The sequence below is a fragment of the Pseudomonas sp. AK181 genome, from assembly GCF_051122975.1.
GTDB classification, from domain to species: Bacteria; Pseudomonadota; Gammaproteobacteria; order Pseudomonadales; family Pseudomonadaceae; genus Aquipseudomonas; species Aquipseudomonas lactis.
The window spans coordinates 2,206,031-2,218,964 of sequence record NZ_CP146348.1 but is presented as its reverse complement, the minus strand read 5'-3'; the positions used below and the strand labels follow the sequence as shown (position 1 = coordinate 2,218,964).

19 protein-coding genes are annotated in these 12,934 nt (G+C 57.7%); 6 read left to right on the top strand and 13 right to left on the bottom strand.

Going from position 1 to position 12,934, the window contains the following annotated elements:
• From V8689_RS10480 to V8689_RS10425, 12 genes are all read right to left on the bottom strand, one after another.
• Entirely contained in the window at positions 1-1,497 is a 1,497-nt protein-coding gene (locus V8689_RS10480; protein ID WP_005789388.1) for a DUF935 domain-containing protein, read from the bottom strand.
• A complete protein-coding gene (locus V8689_RS10475) occupies positions 1,494-3,098 on the bottom strand; it encodes a hypothetical protein (protein ID WP_150073109.1) in 1,605 nt (534 codons plus the stop codon). The genes V8689_RS10480 and V8689_RS10475 overlap by 4 nt, the downstream gene beginning before the upstream one ends.
• Positions 3,095-3,646, bottom strand: a complete 552-nt coding sequence (locus V8689_RS10470; RefSeq protein WP_005789392.1) for a phage protein Gp27 family protein — start codon at positions 3,644-3,646, stop codon at positions 3,095-3,097. Before V8689_RS10470 ends, V8689_RS10475 begins: the two co-directional genes overlap by 4 nt.
• 2 nt (positions 3,647-3,648) lie before the next feature.
• The gene (locus V8689_RS10465; protein ID WP_005789394.1) at positions 3,649-3,942 is read right to left on the bottom strand and encodes a VpaChn25_0724 family phage protein; all 294 of its coding nucleotides are present in this window, start codon (positions 3,940-3,942) and stop codon (positions 3,649-3,651) included.
• On the bottom strand, positions 3,939-4,244 hold the full coding sequence (locus tag V8689_RS10460; RefSeq protein WP_005789397.1) for a hypothetical protein: 306 nt from the start codon (positions 4,242-4,244) through the stop codon (positions 3,939-3,941). The genes V8689_RS10465 and V8689_RS10460 overlap by 4 nt, the downstream gene beginning before the upstream one ends.
• The gene (locus tag V8689_RS10455) at positions 4,241-4,459 is read right to left on the bottom strand and encodes a TraR/DksA C4-type zinc finger protein (RefSeq protein WP_150073110.1); all 219 of its coding nucleotides are present in this window, start codon (positions 4,457-4,459) and stop codon (positions 4,241-4,243) included. The genes V8689_RS10460 and V8689_RS10455 overlap by 4 nt, the downstream gene beginning before the upstream one ends.
• Positions 4,460-4,465: 6 nt before the next feature.
• Positions 4,466-5,080, bottom strand: coding sequence for a hypothetical protein (locus V8689_RS10450; protein WP_005789399.1), 615 nt, complete (start codon positions 5,078-5,080; stop codon positions 4,466-4,468).
• A 195-nt stretch (positions 5,081-5,275) separates the two neighbouring features.
• On the bottom strand, positions 5,276-5,503 hold the full coding sequence (locus V8689_RS10445) for a hypothetical protein (protein ID WP_005789401.1): 228 nt from the start codon (positions 5,501-5,503) through the stop codon (positions 5,276-5,278).
• Complete coding sequence (locus V8689_RS10440; RefSeq protein ID WP_005789403.1) at positions 5,500-6,009, bottom strand: hypothetical protein; 510 nt, start codon at positions 6,007-6,009, stop codon at positions 5,500-5,502. The genes V8689_RS10445 and V8689_RS10440 overlap by 4 nt, the downstream gene beginning before the upstream one ends.
• A 141-nt stretch (positions 6,010-6,150) precedes the next feature.
• Entirely contained in the window at positions 6,151-6,546 is a 396-nt protein-coding gene (locus V8689_RS10435; RefSeq protein WP_050989044.1) for a hypothetical protein, read from the bottom strand.
• Positions 6,547-6,558: 12 nt separating this feature from the next.
• Positions 6,559-7,146, bottom strand: coding sequence for a hypothetical protein (locus tag V8689_RS10430; RefSeq protein ID WP_150073111.1), 588 nt, complete (start codon positions 7,144-7,146; stop codon positions 6,559-6,561).
• A 1-nt stretch (position 7,147) separates the two neighbouring features.
• Complete coding sequence (locus V8689_RS10425) at positions 7,148-7,660, bottom strand: helix-turn-helix domain-containing protein (protein ID WP_087945253.1); 513 nt, start codon at positions 7,658-7,660, stop codon at positions 7,148-7,150.
• Between V8689_RS10425 and V8689_RS10420 the strand changes: the two genes are divergently transcribed.
• On the top strand, positions 7,649-7,861 hold the full coding sequence (locus tag V8689_RS10420) for a DNA-binding protein (RefSeq protein ID WP_005789410.1): 213 nt from the start codon (positions 7,649-7,651) through the stop codon (positions 7,859-7,861). The genes V8689_RS10425 and V8689_RS10420 overlap by 12 nt on opposite strands.
• Here the strand turns inward: V8689_RS10420 and V8689_RS10415 are convergent.
• Entirely contained in the window at positions 7,841-8,140 is a 300-nt protein-coding gene (locus V8689_RS10415) for a hypothetical protein (protein WP_190311650.1), read from the bottom strand. The two genes, V8689_RS10420 and V8689_RS10415, sit on opposite strands and share 21 nt — an antisense overlap.
• Positions 8,141-8,251: 111 nt before the next feature.
• Here V8689_RS10415 and V8689_RS10410 point away from each other — a divergent pair, with 111 nt between their 5' ends.
• Genes V8689_RS10410 through V8689_RS10390 form a run of 5 tightly spaced genes read left to right on the top strand, consistent with a single transcriptional unit; the run spans position 8,252 to position 12,933 of the window.
• Positions 8,252-8,731 carry a hypothetical protein gene (locus tag V8689_RS10410; RefSeq protein WP_005789412.1) on the top strand — a complete coding sequence of 160 codons (480 nt, stop codon included), beginning with the start codon at positions 8,252-8,254 and terminating at the stop codon, positions 8,729-8,731.
• Positions 8,728-9,030 carry a helix-turn-helix domain-containing protein gene (locus V8689_RS10405; RefSeq protein WP_005789414.1) on the top strand — a complete coding sequence of 101 codons (303 nt, stop codon included), beginning with the start codon at positions 8,728-8,730 and terminating at the stop codon, positions 9,028-9,030. The genes V8689_RS10410 and V8689_RS10405 overlap by 4 nt, the downstream gene beginning before the upstream one ends.
• A 10-nt stretch (positions 9,031-9,040) precedes the next feature.
• Positions 9,041-9,973 (top strand): hypothetical protein, encoded by a 933-nt coding sequence (locus V8689_RS10400; protein ID WP_005789416.1) that lies wholly within the window; start codon positions 9,041-9,043, stop codon positions 9,971-9,973.
• 3 nt (positions 9,974-9,976) lie between these two features.
• Positions 9,977-11,752, top strand: a complete 1,776-nt coding sequence (locus tag V8689_RS10395; RefSeq protein WP_005789418.1) for a DDE-type integrase/transposase/recombinase — start codon at positions 9,977-9,979, stop codon at positions 11,750-11,752.
• Complete coding sequence (locus V8689_RS10390) at positions 11,752-12,933, top strand: ExeA family protein (RefSeq protein ID WP_005789420.1); 1,182 nt, start codon at positions 11,752-11,754, stop codon at positions 12,931-12,933. The genes V8689_RS10395 and V8689_RS10390 overlap by 1 nt, the downstream gene beginning before the upstream one ends.
• Position 12,934 lies beyond the last annotated feature (1 nt).

Genomic DNA, 12,934 nt, shown 5'->3' with positions numbered 1-12,934 from the left:
TCAGTCCTCCCGATCCGCGTTGACGCTCAGGCGGCCCCAGGTGTCGGCGATGAACAACAAGCGGGCAAGGTTCTGCTGCAGCGACTGGTCATCCATGTGAGGGTAAATTTCAGCCAGGAGGCCGAGCGCTTCACTATCAGAGCGACCGCGTTGCAGGGCTTCCAATACTGGCGCTACGAGCTTTTCACCCTGTTCCTGGAGCAGCTCGGCGGGCAGGCGATTAATAGCCTGGTCGAGCGCCAGCTGGTCGAGGATTGGCTTGAAGGTCGGCTCCGAAAAAGCAGGGCCGGTATCAGCCGGTGCGGTTTCGACAATGTCCCCGTCCTGCAGGTTATAGGTGCGCTTGAAGTATTGCGGCGTGAACTTGACTCCCGATTCACTGAGGCTTTTGTCCCGCTCGGCCAGGACCTTATCAATCTCCTCCTGTTCCCACAGCTCGTACACGGGGGCCACAACATGTTCGCCAAAGTTGATATCGACGATGCGGCGGATCACTGCGTTGATGGCTGTGGCCACGATCCCGGCGTCACCATCACGAATGTCTTTGGTGACCTCGGCACCGGCTTCTGCACTTGCGCGGTTGCTTTCCTTTTCAGTGGTCTGGTTTTGCCCGAGCATGGCTACGTTGATTTCGCTGCGGCAGTACTCCAGCAGTTCACGATAAACCGTGGCGCTGCCCGCTTTGCCGGACGCTTCCTTGATTTCGATGCTGGAGTCGTCAGGGATCGCAGCTACGGCGTCCTGGACCATGGCCTCCAGGCTATCGAGCAGCAAGTCGGTCTCGGCATCAGTGGCGCCACGAGGGTGTTTACCTATAACCCAAGGACTGCCGTATTTCTCGGTGAACTGCACCCAAAACTTCAAGCCGCCCTTCATGAACATGGCGGGCCAGAAGCACATACTGAGATCGGGAAAGCCGTAGGGGTTGGCGTAGGTTGCATCCTGGCGCGCCACGATGAAGCGCTGCGGGTCGCACAGTTCGCCTTCCTGGCCACCGTCCTGAGAGCGAAAGCGCAGCTGGTTTTCTTTGTCATAGAAGAACCACTCGGCGGGCTTGCCGAGTAGATCAGAGGGCATCAGGTAGCCGCCAACGGGTTGCCACATCAACTCGACAGGCTGGTACCCAAACAGCGGCGCATCGAGCAGCTCGCGAATGATGCGGTCAAGGTCCAGATCGAGCATCCAGTCGCGGACAAAGCGCTCAACCTTGACAGGCGCGTTACCACGCTTGATACCGCGTTCCAGGGCTAGCACCGACGCCTTGCGGCGACGGATGTTCCCGCCGACCAGTGCGGAGCTGCGCAGGTCGCGGTAGACCGTGATGTCCTTACCCTGGGCCTTGAGGATCGGGTCAGGGTTGGGCAGATTGGCGCTACCAAAGGCGCCGCCACTGGAGCGGTCGCGGGTAGCGATGTGCCGACCGAGCAGCTTGTCGCGCTTGGCATCGGCGAAATTGACGAACTCGGTGGGGCTGACCCACAGGCCTGTGTTGTTCATGCGTACCCCTGGGTAATTCGTCGGCCCTGGCGAGGGCGGCGTGATTTGGCAGCGACCGGCCCTGATGCGACTTCCAACGTGGCGAAGTTAGCCAGCGCACCGGCCCCAGCGAAGTCACCGTGGCGGTACAGGTCCGGGTCTTTAAGGTCTTGTGAACGGGCTTTGACGATCATCGGAATGCCCTCCACGGTTTCGATGGCGCGCACGTCCTGGTGCAGGTTGTCGTCCTTCGGCATGGTGATGGCGCCGTCTTCATACAACTGCACGAACTTGGGCATCCAGGCGCCGTACCAGGCGCGGGTGATCTTCACCTGGTGAATACGGTTGTGGCCGAACTCGTCGGCAGTGTCCTCGGCGAGGGTTTCGCCGCTGCCGGTGGCGTCCAGTGCGGCGCCGACAAAGCGCGGCAGGCCACGCAGGATGTAAAACAGAATTTGCTGTTGCTGGCGGGTCGGAACCTTGTGCATCTCCATCACGAACGGCACATCACGGTGCCGAGACATGTCAACCGACATCGGGCAGATGATGGAAAAGTCGCGGTGCCGCGCGTAGTCCATACCTAGGAAGTGGCGAAGTTCAGGATCAAGCTCTGACATTACTGGCGCCAGTTCGCGGTCAATCCAGTCGTTTACATAAGCTTCGCGGCGATACAGCGCCTGGTGGACAAAGTCTGCATCCAGAGCCAGTCGGAGTACTTCGCGGCCAGGACGCATGGCCTCGTCAACCCACACGCCAGGAATGGACACGCCATTGCCATCGCGGGGGATTGCATCCAACTCCTCGCGCATCTGCGCCTTACGCGGACCATAGGCATTGCGGATTTTCTTGTACCAAGTTTCCTTACCTTCAGCGGTCGGAGGCTCGCCCGCCATGAAGCAAACACGCTCATACAACCCATTGGCGACGGCATCGTCAAACGTTGCCGTGTACACCTCGGCGCTGTCGCCATAACGCTCATCCCGGATGTCATTGACCATCTGGTTAAAGGGGTTGGATTTGCCGTTGTGAGTACTGATGATCACGATGCGACCGCCCCAAATCAGCAAGGCTGTAGCGGCATCGAGCACGGCGGATACGTTACGGTGGAACGCGGCTTCGTCGATGATGACCTTGCCCTGCAGGCCACGAACGCTGGCCGGGTTGCTCGACAGTGCAACGATTTTAAAGCCCGAGGCGTAACGTATTCGGTAAGCATTGATCTGACGTGTATTGCCCGATTCGTCCTGATCTTGAAACAGGAACTCTTCAATCTCGCTGACGCCCGAGGCTTGAGCCTCGGCCATCACCCGGCTGAATTTGGCACAGTAGCCAATGAACTCCAGACCCTTTTCCTTGGTATCGCCAATGTAAAAGCAATCCATGCCGCCTGCGGATTTCTGAGAAGCGGCGGTGATGACCGAGTCCAGTGCTTCAGCAAATGTGATGCCCGTGCGGCGGCCCTTTTCGCAAAGTTTTATTTGCGCCTGAATCTTCAACCAGTCCACCTGGTGAGCCATCAGGATGCCTTCGGCAATCGGGTTGTATCCCTCGGGAATCTGGCGAACGCTGGGCGGTAGCTCGTCCCACTCGATGACACGGACGGTGCTGGACGATGGTTTCATTGCTTCACGCCCAAGAAGTTCTGGCGCCAGTACAGAGCTTGTTCTTCGGACAACCCCTTGGCCTTGACGGCCTTATCCAATTCAGCGGACTGCTCGCGAATCAAACGGTCACGCCCCGCCTGTTCAGCGGCTTGGCGTTCTTTCATGCTCAAGGTGCGGGCCTGCATGGTGTTTTTCGCTGCACGCGCCAGATCAGCCACCTCTTTGGTGGTGACCTCATCCTTTTCATGCGCGCCCATGGCGGCCTGATAGGCCAAGGTAGAAATGGCCTCAACCAGCAATGCCCCAGTTTTATCGCTAGAGTCTTCGCCAAACGCGCCGACAAAAGCTTCAGCTTGCTCCCGGTGTTGTCGGGTTTTTTCAGTCAGTTGCTCAAAGCCCACCTTGAAACGGCCCAGCGCGCTTCGGCTGGGCACCTTCTCATTGGGAAACCGCGCTTGGATATCGGCGATCATCTCATCCAGGGTCATGCGGTCTTCACGCAGAAGCTTCTGGAGGTAAGCCTTGACCACTGGCGGCAGGCGGCTGACGGATGATTTGCCCGCCATGGTTACGCCCCCGGCCTTTTAATACCTGGGACGCGGGCACGGCCTGCAGCGATGTCCTGCCCGCGCTCGGTGAGAGTCGCCACTAGCACCGGGCCAACATCGGCAAGCGACAGGGCGCCTTGCTCGGCCAGCCATTGCATTTCGGTTTTGACCTGGTCACGGCTTAGCGTGTGGCCGAAGCTGTCCAGGGCCATGGTCAGCACAGAGCTATTGGCACGGTAGCCGGTGGTCTCGGCCAGCAAGCGCAGGATGACCAGACGATAGTCTTCTCGTAGAAAGGCGGCGAATTGAGTCATGTTTTTTCTCGCAACAAGTAATCATTGATCCGGTCTAGCGAGCGGGCTAAAGGGGCAAGTGCATCCTTGACCCCTGACACTTCGGCCCGCATGGCTTTCATATCACCCAGTAAATTGGTGAACGCTGCTTGGTCAGGCAGGTGTCGAATTTGCTCCTCCAGGGCAACAATACGGACTCGCAAATCCAAAAGTTCCTGACCGCTTGCCGCCTGGCGCTTGGTCATCCAGGTGTAGATGCCAAGTACCGTCAAAATCAGCCACTGCACGGTCTGGAAGCCAAAGTTGAGTTCGTTCAGGTTCATCGAAAACCCCGTCTGTTCATGTGTTGTAAAGCGCCTTCACAGTCGCTGCAGTGTTCGGTACCCGGTTCGTTTTGGCGGCGGTCCTCGGGGATCGCATCGCCGCAAGCCTCGCAGCGGTAGGCTGAAATACCAGATCGCCGCTGCAGGCCGTGGCTGTAGATACGTGCTGCCGACTCATCGTCGTTTTGCTCTGTAGCGTGTTCGGCTACATCCATAGGGCATCAGTCCTTTTCCTGTAGATCCAGCAAACCGTTGAGTTGGGCGAGGTTGTTACGAACCCACAGGCCGTAGTCCTGGGCGTAGGCGAGAATGTCTGCGGGAGTGACGCCGCTTTCCAATAGTTCGGCGTCAGTGCCGGGGGTGGCCCAGGGCGCTTGCGCAAGTTGGGTGGCAGTGGTGCTTGATCCTGGGGCGGGCACACCGAGGGCGGTGTTGAAGTCGCGCAGCCAGCCAGCAGTGAACACGCAACGAGGGATAGGCTGAGCAACTGCGCCAGGCGCAGGCCGGTATTGGGTCGTGACATTAGGGATGCGCTCCTGGAGCAGCTGTTTTTGTTTGGCGTACTGGTCCATCAGGTTGAACAGCAGAGACTCGCTTTCGCTGGCCCTAGCGACCTGTTGGAGCAGTTGTAGGCGGTTAGCGCTTTCAGCGATCCGAGCTTGTTCGGAGTGCTGTGACTTGAGATCTGCCAGAGCAGCTGCGCCCACCGACTCGGCATACCGAAAGCCGAAGCCGTAAGCGATTGAACCGGCTGCTGCAGCGCTGAGCGCGCAGGCGAACCCGACCGCTGCCAGGCGTGCAGTCAACGGCCAGACCATTTGCTCAAGCGCGCCCACGGGAATGCCTCTGGCGGTTACGTGATTTACGTGAACGACGCTTCGCTGCGGCGATACCTGTTTTGCCATGTCGATAGGGAGGCACCACTGCCGCTCCGATCCAAGTACCGGCAGCGGAACAAGGAGATGCCCAACGATTCCCCCAGGTAAACCCGGCCAGCAGCGCGGAAAACAACCGACCGAAGACGTTGAGCCTCATAGCGGCTTCCCCTGGTCAGGCGGTTGTTTGATCAAGCGGGCAAAAAATAGAACCACTGCAAGACCACTGTTCAGCGCCGCGTAAGCGCGGGGCGAGAGCTGGCCCTGCCACATCGGCAGCAACTCCAACTGAGCGAGGCCAAGGAACGCGATGAAGACGGTGATCTGAACGCTGTAGAGCCGGTAGCAGCAGCGCCAGTCGCAGATGGGCTTGACTCCCTTCATGCTGGCCTCCAGTCGGTATCGGCCTGCTTGGCGCCGTGTTTGGCCCCGCGCTCGATGCCTGCAAGCGTCAACCCCTCGGCAATGATCGACTCGCCGTACCATTGACCACCTGGCAGCGGGCCTGGGCCGTTTTCGTGGCGAATGATCGCCAACACCAGCGTGCGCATGACATCGAAGTCGTAGACATCCAAGCCTACATCCGGGCCGATCCCCAAGGCGCGGGCCACGCTGGCGGTGTAGGCGTTGGTATTGTTTTCGGACGGCGGCGCCCAGCGTTCGATGATCTCGCGCACGGTGTCGATGCGGCTGCCATCAGGGGCCAGGCGCTTGTCTTGATAGGTGATTAGGATTCGAGCAATGGCTCGGATGCCCCAACGTGGAGCCGTGAATTGGACGAACTCACTATCGCCTTGAGCGTCGGCCATGCCTTGCCAGCGCACACCTTTGGTGTGGCGGATATTGCCGGGGTTGAAATTGCGGATGCCGCGAGGGAATTCGGGTCGCACGGGACGCCTCCTGTAATGGCGCCACAGGTTTCAGGCGCCAGAAATACACACGCCGCCATGATGGGCGGCGTGTGTCAGGAAGGCTTTTAATCGGGTTTAAAGAGATTTGATGTCAGCGTGAATACCGCATGCTGCTCGCAGTCACTCCGCCAGTGAGAGTTTCAATTGCCCGTCAGCAGTCGTTGTTTGATCTTGGCAAATCGACTTGCATGCCATTTTTTCGATAAAAATATTTTTGCCCTCATCATCAATCTCTACAAAGCATGTATGTCCACCGGCTTTATAAGCATCTGGGATTTTGCTTGAGTTAGAAACTTCGAAAAGGATGGCAGTACGAAATTGCTGCTCAACTCGTACGTTGCTGAATTGCGCTGAGTACTTATCCAAACCTGGACAAACTTTTCGAATGGCCGGCAGAGCATTCGTCACGACCGCGTCGCTGGTAAGGACCTTAAACTCAGGAGGGCCTGACTCAGCACCACAACCTGAAAGAGCCAGAAGCACGACAACCAGGAAACCTGAAACCTTTGTTTTCATTACTCCACCCACCTAAAAAAGCACCGCACCAATCAAGATTCCGAGAGCAAAAATCCCGGCAGCATTCTTCTTATACAATAAAACAAAACTCTGAAATGTCAGCTCGGCGGGCTCACTTGCCGAAGCAACAACCGCCTTGAACTGAAGCACATACTCAAGTGTTTTTTGAAGCTGAGCCTTCTCAAGATCTTTAAGTTGGGTCCGGCCAAATGAGAGATCGCAGAACGTATTCATTTCTGCTTTTGCGTCCTTTTCGGCGACGGCCCTAAGTACCTTTCCAACAAGCCTGCGCTTGTCTGCACCTTCTCTAAGATACTCAAGCCTTTGTCGCATGACCTCTCGCGCTTCCGAGAATTGATCGGCTGTAATCTCATTGATCGACGTGACACCTAAATGGGCGTGCACCGTACGCCATACATCCCTAGGGTCATCACCAAGCTCTTCGCATTTAGCGCGCAGTTCATGCAGCTCTTTACGTTGAGCCGTGACCAACCCACGGGTTTCAGCTTTGTCGGCATCCGCGAGGCTGATATTGATTCCGTAATTATTAATATCCCCTTCGGCTGCTTGACCGACTCCTCCTTGGAAGTTTTGCACCATGTCACTTCTTCCCTTTGCCACCAACGTTGAGGGTCAGACCCGACTGGTTTACCGATCCATGAATGTATTGGCCAACACTTTGAAATGTATGTTGTGCGCTGGTAGGAGCTTGCGCCCCCAGAAGAACGCGCAGCGCCTCATCTTGTCGCTCTTCAGGGCTGCGGCGAAATTGATCTAGAAACAGCCGCTCCCTGGTTGACGGCGGAAGCGATCCGCGCAGCCCTGTCAGTACGTACTGAACGTCTGCACCCGCGAGAGCAAAAGCCTCAAGCGCCTCCATGCCGGGTGCAACCGCACCAGCCTCGTATCGACTCCAAGTCTCTCTTGTCACGCCCGCAACTGCTCCAGCAGCAGCTTGAGTCAGCTTCAGGCGCTTGCGCTCTTCTTTGAGTCGCAGAAAAGGTGATCTATCCGTCACAAATATTCCTTGACTATGTGATCTATAGATCACAAAATCATCCACACAAACACTAATCATCTTTGCATCACAGGAGCCACCACCATGGCCACCCATGCCAAAGCCCTATCCGCCGACCAGGTGAAAGAAAACTTCCGTCGGGTTGGCAAAACCATCACTGAATGGGCTACCGAGAACGGCTACACCCGTAACGAGGTGTATCGCGTACTCAATGGCCAAGCCAAAGCCCATTACGGCAAGGCTCACGATATTGCGGTGAAGCTTGGACTTAAACCTTCATCGGCGTTGGCAGCGTAATGGCTGCCGTGCAGATGAGCGTCGACCGCTTCGGCTTTCGGTTTGTCGCGTTGTCGACTGGCGGGCCACGCGGGCTTCAGCCAATTGATCGCAAAGCCAGCCCAGCGTTTTCGTGGCTTCAGCCTCGATTGATTGGCCCGGCCAACGAATTGGCCTCAGGGCCTGTTCAAGGCATTCAGCCGTTACAAGACCTTCAACTTCAAGAACTGCCGCAAGGCGTAACCAGCCCTGCGCCAAAGCATTCACTTGCGCTTCAAGCGCCTCAATACGGTCGGTCATAGCCATGTCTCAGTTTGCGAATGTACCGCAAAACTTTGCAGCTGGCGCAACCTGTTTGGCTAGCTGCAAAAAATCCATTTGTTTGGAAGACCGTCTGCAGGAGGGTTTCCAATGAATCGCCGCCGCTGGAAGAACGTCCGTCCTACGTCGCTGCGCCACGCCTTAGAGCTGTGCAAGGACTTTGCAATCGATGCTCACAATAAAAGTGTGCAGCGCATCGCGGACGAGATGGGGCTGCCCGATCACTGGGCGCTTTATAAATGGTTACAAACTGGTCGCATGCCCGCCAACTTGATCCGCCCTTACGAGCGGGTATGCAACTGCGATTACGTCACGCGCTGGATAGCTGCTAGTGCAGGCCGCCTGACTATAGAAATGCCCACCGGGCGCAATTGCACTGCCCAGGATACACAGGCGCTGCAGGAGCTGCTGACAACCGCCGCCGGGAAGCTGCTCGCGTTCTACGCCAAGAACAGTGAAGCCGAAGAGACCCTGACTGCAATTCAGGCCGCGATGGAAGGGCTTGCTTGGCACCGAGGCAACGTCAGCCAGACCCAACACCCACAACTGGAACTGGAGGGGCAGCCATGAGCCGCACCGCCTCAGGAGCCGCTCGCGTGCTGGGCGTGCTGAAAGCCTTGAAGGGGCACACCGTCACCGGCCTCAGTAACACCGAGCTGGCCCAACTAACCAAGGACAGCCCGAGCAACATCACCCGCGCTATGCAAACCCTGATTGAAGAGGGGCTGGCAGTAAAGCTGGACAACGGTCGGTTTGCCCACTCGGTGGCGATGTTGCAAATCGCCCAGGCCCATGCCGAACACATGGCAAGGCTGACCCAGCGGATGCAAGAAATCAATCAGCGGATTGCCGCTGGCTCGCTCAACTAAGGAGAAAACCATGGCACGTACTAAAGCCCAACCTACTGCCCCAATTGAATTGCCTGTCCTGGACGGCGAAATGCTGACGGCTAATCAGAATGCGGTCGCGACAATGCTCGCCGCCCACAGCGAAGAGCGTGACCTGGTAAATCAACTGCTTGGGCAGGCACAAGCGGCTGGCGCTTTCGAAGATTTTTCCCGGACGGTCCGGATTTCGAAATTGGCCTTCGTCAAAGAAAACAAGCTCTACAGGGCTATTAAAGGCATGAAACTCCGGACCGGTCCGGAAATTCTGAGTGGCACTTGGGAGGAGTTTTGCCAGGTGCTTGGAAGGTCTGTTGACCAAGTGGATGAGGATATCCGTAACCTTCGCCAATTTGGTGAGAATGCGCTGGACTCCATGTCGCGCATGGGCATCGGCTACCGCGAAATGCGCCAATACCGCCGCCTGCCTGAAGATGCACAAGCCGCCCTAATCGAAGTCGCCAAGGCCGGTGACAAAGAGGCTTTTGTCGACCTCGCCGAAGAGATCATCGCCAAACACTCGAAAGAAAAAACCGAACTGACCCAGCGTTTGGACGAAGTCAACGCCGACTATGAAGCCCAAGGCGAAGTCATGGCGAACAAAGCCAAAGAGCTTGATAGCACCAAGCAAGAGCTGAAAAAACTTCAGAAGCGCATCCAGACGGCAACGCCAGACGATGTCATCAAAGAGCTGCGCACCGAGGTGGTCGCTCTTCATTTTGAAGTGGAAGCCAAGATCCTGGGCGAGCTTCGCGAAGGCTTCGCCAAGATGGCTGAACACGCTGCCGAACACGGCCAGGACCACCGTGCCTACCAGGCCGATTTGATCAAGCAGCTTGAAATCACCCTGGCAACTGTTCGCAGCGAATTTCACTTGCCCGAACACCAGGACGACACGCCGGTATGGCAGACCCAGGCCGAGGCGTAACCGATGAACCCCGTACAGACCCAGCAACTGGCGCAAATCGCCCAACGGGCAGCCAATGCCCCACACGGTCAACGCACCGCCATTTACAAGGCCGGTGCAGCCGAGCTGGGTGTTTCCCTTCAAACCCTGCAGCGTAAGCTGAAGGAGGTAGCGGTGAGCAAACCTCGTAAACGTCGCAGCGATGCCGGTAACAGCACCTTACCTTTGGATGAAGCGCGGATGATCTCGGCGGTATTGCTGGAGTCCATCCGGGCCAACAACAAGCAGCTGTCTACCATTGAGCGCGCTGTTGAGCGCCTGCGAAGCAACAACCTGATTCTGGCTGGCCGCATAGATGAAGCCTCAGGTGAGTTTCGTCCACTGACTAACAGCGCCATCAGCCGCGCTCTGCGTGCCTACAAACTACACCCTGAGCAGCTGCTGCATGACGCACCCGCCGTATCGCTTGCCAGCAAGCACCCCAACCACGTTTGGCAGGTCGACGCCTCTATCTCGACACAGTTCTATTTGGCAGACGATGGCGCTCGGGTGATGAGGCAGGCCGAGTTCTACGATGGCAAGCCGGGCAACCTCAAGAAAATTGAGCGCCAGCGCCTATGGCGTTACGTGATCACCGACCACACCAGCGGCACGCTGTATGTCGAGTATGTACTGGGCGCGGAGTCGGCTGAGAACCTCTGCACCGTATTGATCAACGCCATGCAGAAGCGCCACGAATCTGACCCATTCCACGGCGTGCCCTGGATGCTGATGACCGACCCTGGCGCGGCCATGACCAGCGGTATCTTCCGCAACCTGTGCCGCGCCATGTCCATCGAACTGATCATTAACCAGGTCGGCAACGCACGGGCCAAGGGGCAGGTGGAGCAGGCCCACAACATCGTTGAGCGCGAATTTGAAAGCGCCTTGAAGTTCCAGGCAGCAACCAGCCTTGAGCAGATCAATAGCTGGGCCGGTGAGTGGATGCGCTATTTCAACGCAACCTCCATTCATACCAGGACACGCCGCAGCCGCTACGGCGTGTGGCAACTGATCAAGCAGGACGAGTTGCGCCTGGCGCCAGGCATTGAGGTTTGCCGCGAACTGGCGGTCAGCACGCCAGAGGAACGCAAGGTCAGCAACCTGCTACGCGTTTCGTTTCGCGGGGACCAGTTCGACGTCAGCTCGGTACCGGAAGTTATGGTTGGCGAAAAGCTGCTGATCACCCGCAATTGCTGGCGCGACAAAGATTCTGCGGTTGTCGTTATGACCGGTGCCGATGGCCGCGAGCATTACCACGTAGTCGAGCGGATCGGCATGGACCAGTTCGGCTTCGCGCAGACCTCGGCCACCATCGGCGAGCAGTACAAGCGCCACGCAGAAACCCCGGCGCAAGTCTCGCGCAATCTGCTGGAACAGATCGCCACCGGCACCACCAACAAAGCCGATGCCGAAGCCGCCCGCAAGGCGAAAACGCTGCCGTTCGGTGGGCTGATCGACCCGCACAAACATGTCACCGACACCGTGCTACCGGCGTACCTGCCACGCCGTGGTACATCCCTGAACGTCAACGCCCCGATTGTCGAGCATGCGCTGCTGTCGCACGTCGAGGCCGCGAAATTGCTGCGCCCACGAATGGCAAACCTTTGGTCAGCCGAATGCTTCAGCTGGCTGCAGCAGCACTACCCGGAGGGCATTGCCCAAGACCAGCTTGATGCCATTGAGGCTGAGCTGAAACGGCCTGTAGAGGTCATGCGCAACCCGCTCAGCCTGGTTCGGGCGGCGGTTGGAGGTGAGTGATGTTGAAACTTAAACACGTTTTACAGGGGGTGGGCCGATCTCAATCGGCCTTGGCCGAATCGCTGAAGCTCAGCGAGGCCTCTATTGCTCAGTTGCTGAACCACGGCCAATGGCCGCGCAGCCTGGACAGCGCCGACCTGCAGGGGCGCATTCGTGTGTTCTTGACCGAGTCCGGCGCCAACGATGCCGATATCGCTAACGCCTTTGAAGAAGTGGACCTGCCGTGCGCCAACACGACAGATCCGGCCCTTAAAGAAGAGCCGTCCGGGGAGGACGAACCTATGTTACTGCCAAAACAAACCCTGCTGCCTACTACTCGTAAGGCATTCAGTCTGTTCCGCGACCCCTTTGATGAACTTTCCTGCGCCAAGGACATGTGGATCAGCCCGGATATCCGCTACGTTCGCGAGGTTATGTACCAGACCGCAAAGCACGGTGGCTTCCTGGCAGTTCAGGGGGAATCAGGTGCGGGCAAAAGCACTTTGCGCCGCGACCTGGTGAACCGAGTCGTTGAGAACAATGACCCGGTGTTGATCATTGAGCCCTATGTACTGGCTTCCGAAGATAACGACACCAAAGGCAAATCGCTGAAAAGCACTCACATTGCCGAGGCAATGATGGCGAGGGTCTCGCCCCTGACCAAACCCAAGAACAGCCCCGAGGCACGCTTTGCCCAGCTGCACAAAGTGTTGAAAGACTCCCACGCCGCAGGCTATCGCCACTGCCTGGTAATCGAGGAGGCCCATAGCCTGCCGATTCCAACGCTCAAACACCTCAAGCGCATCCTGGAGCTGGAGTCCGGTTTCACCAAGCTGGTCAGCATCATCATGATCGGCCAGCCGGAGCTGAGCGTGAAACTGAGCGAGCGCAACGCGGATGTACGTGAAGTGGTGCAGCGGTGCGAGCGGATCATGCTGCCGCCAATCGAAGGCGCACTGCTGGAGGAGTTTCTGAAATTCCGCTTTGAACGCGCAGGCAAGGCGCTGGCCGAGGTGATCGACGCTGGGGGCATCCAGGCCATTGCAGCCCGCCTTTCGCTACCTGGTCGTAATGGGAGTCGAGATACGGCGGTCTCGCTGTTGTACCCGCTGGCAATCGGCAACCTGCTGATCGCCGCGATGAACCTGGCCGCGAATTTGGGCGCGCCCCTTGTAACCGCCGACATTGTGAAGGGGGTGTGAG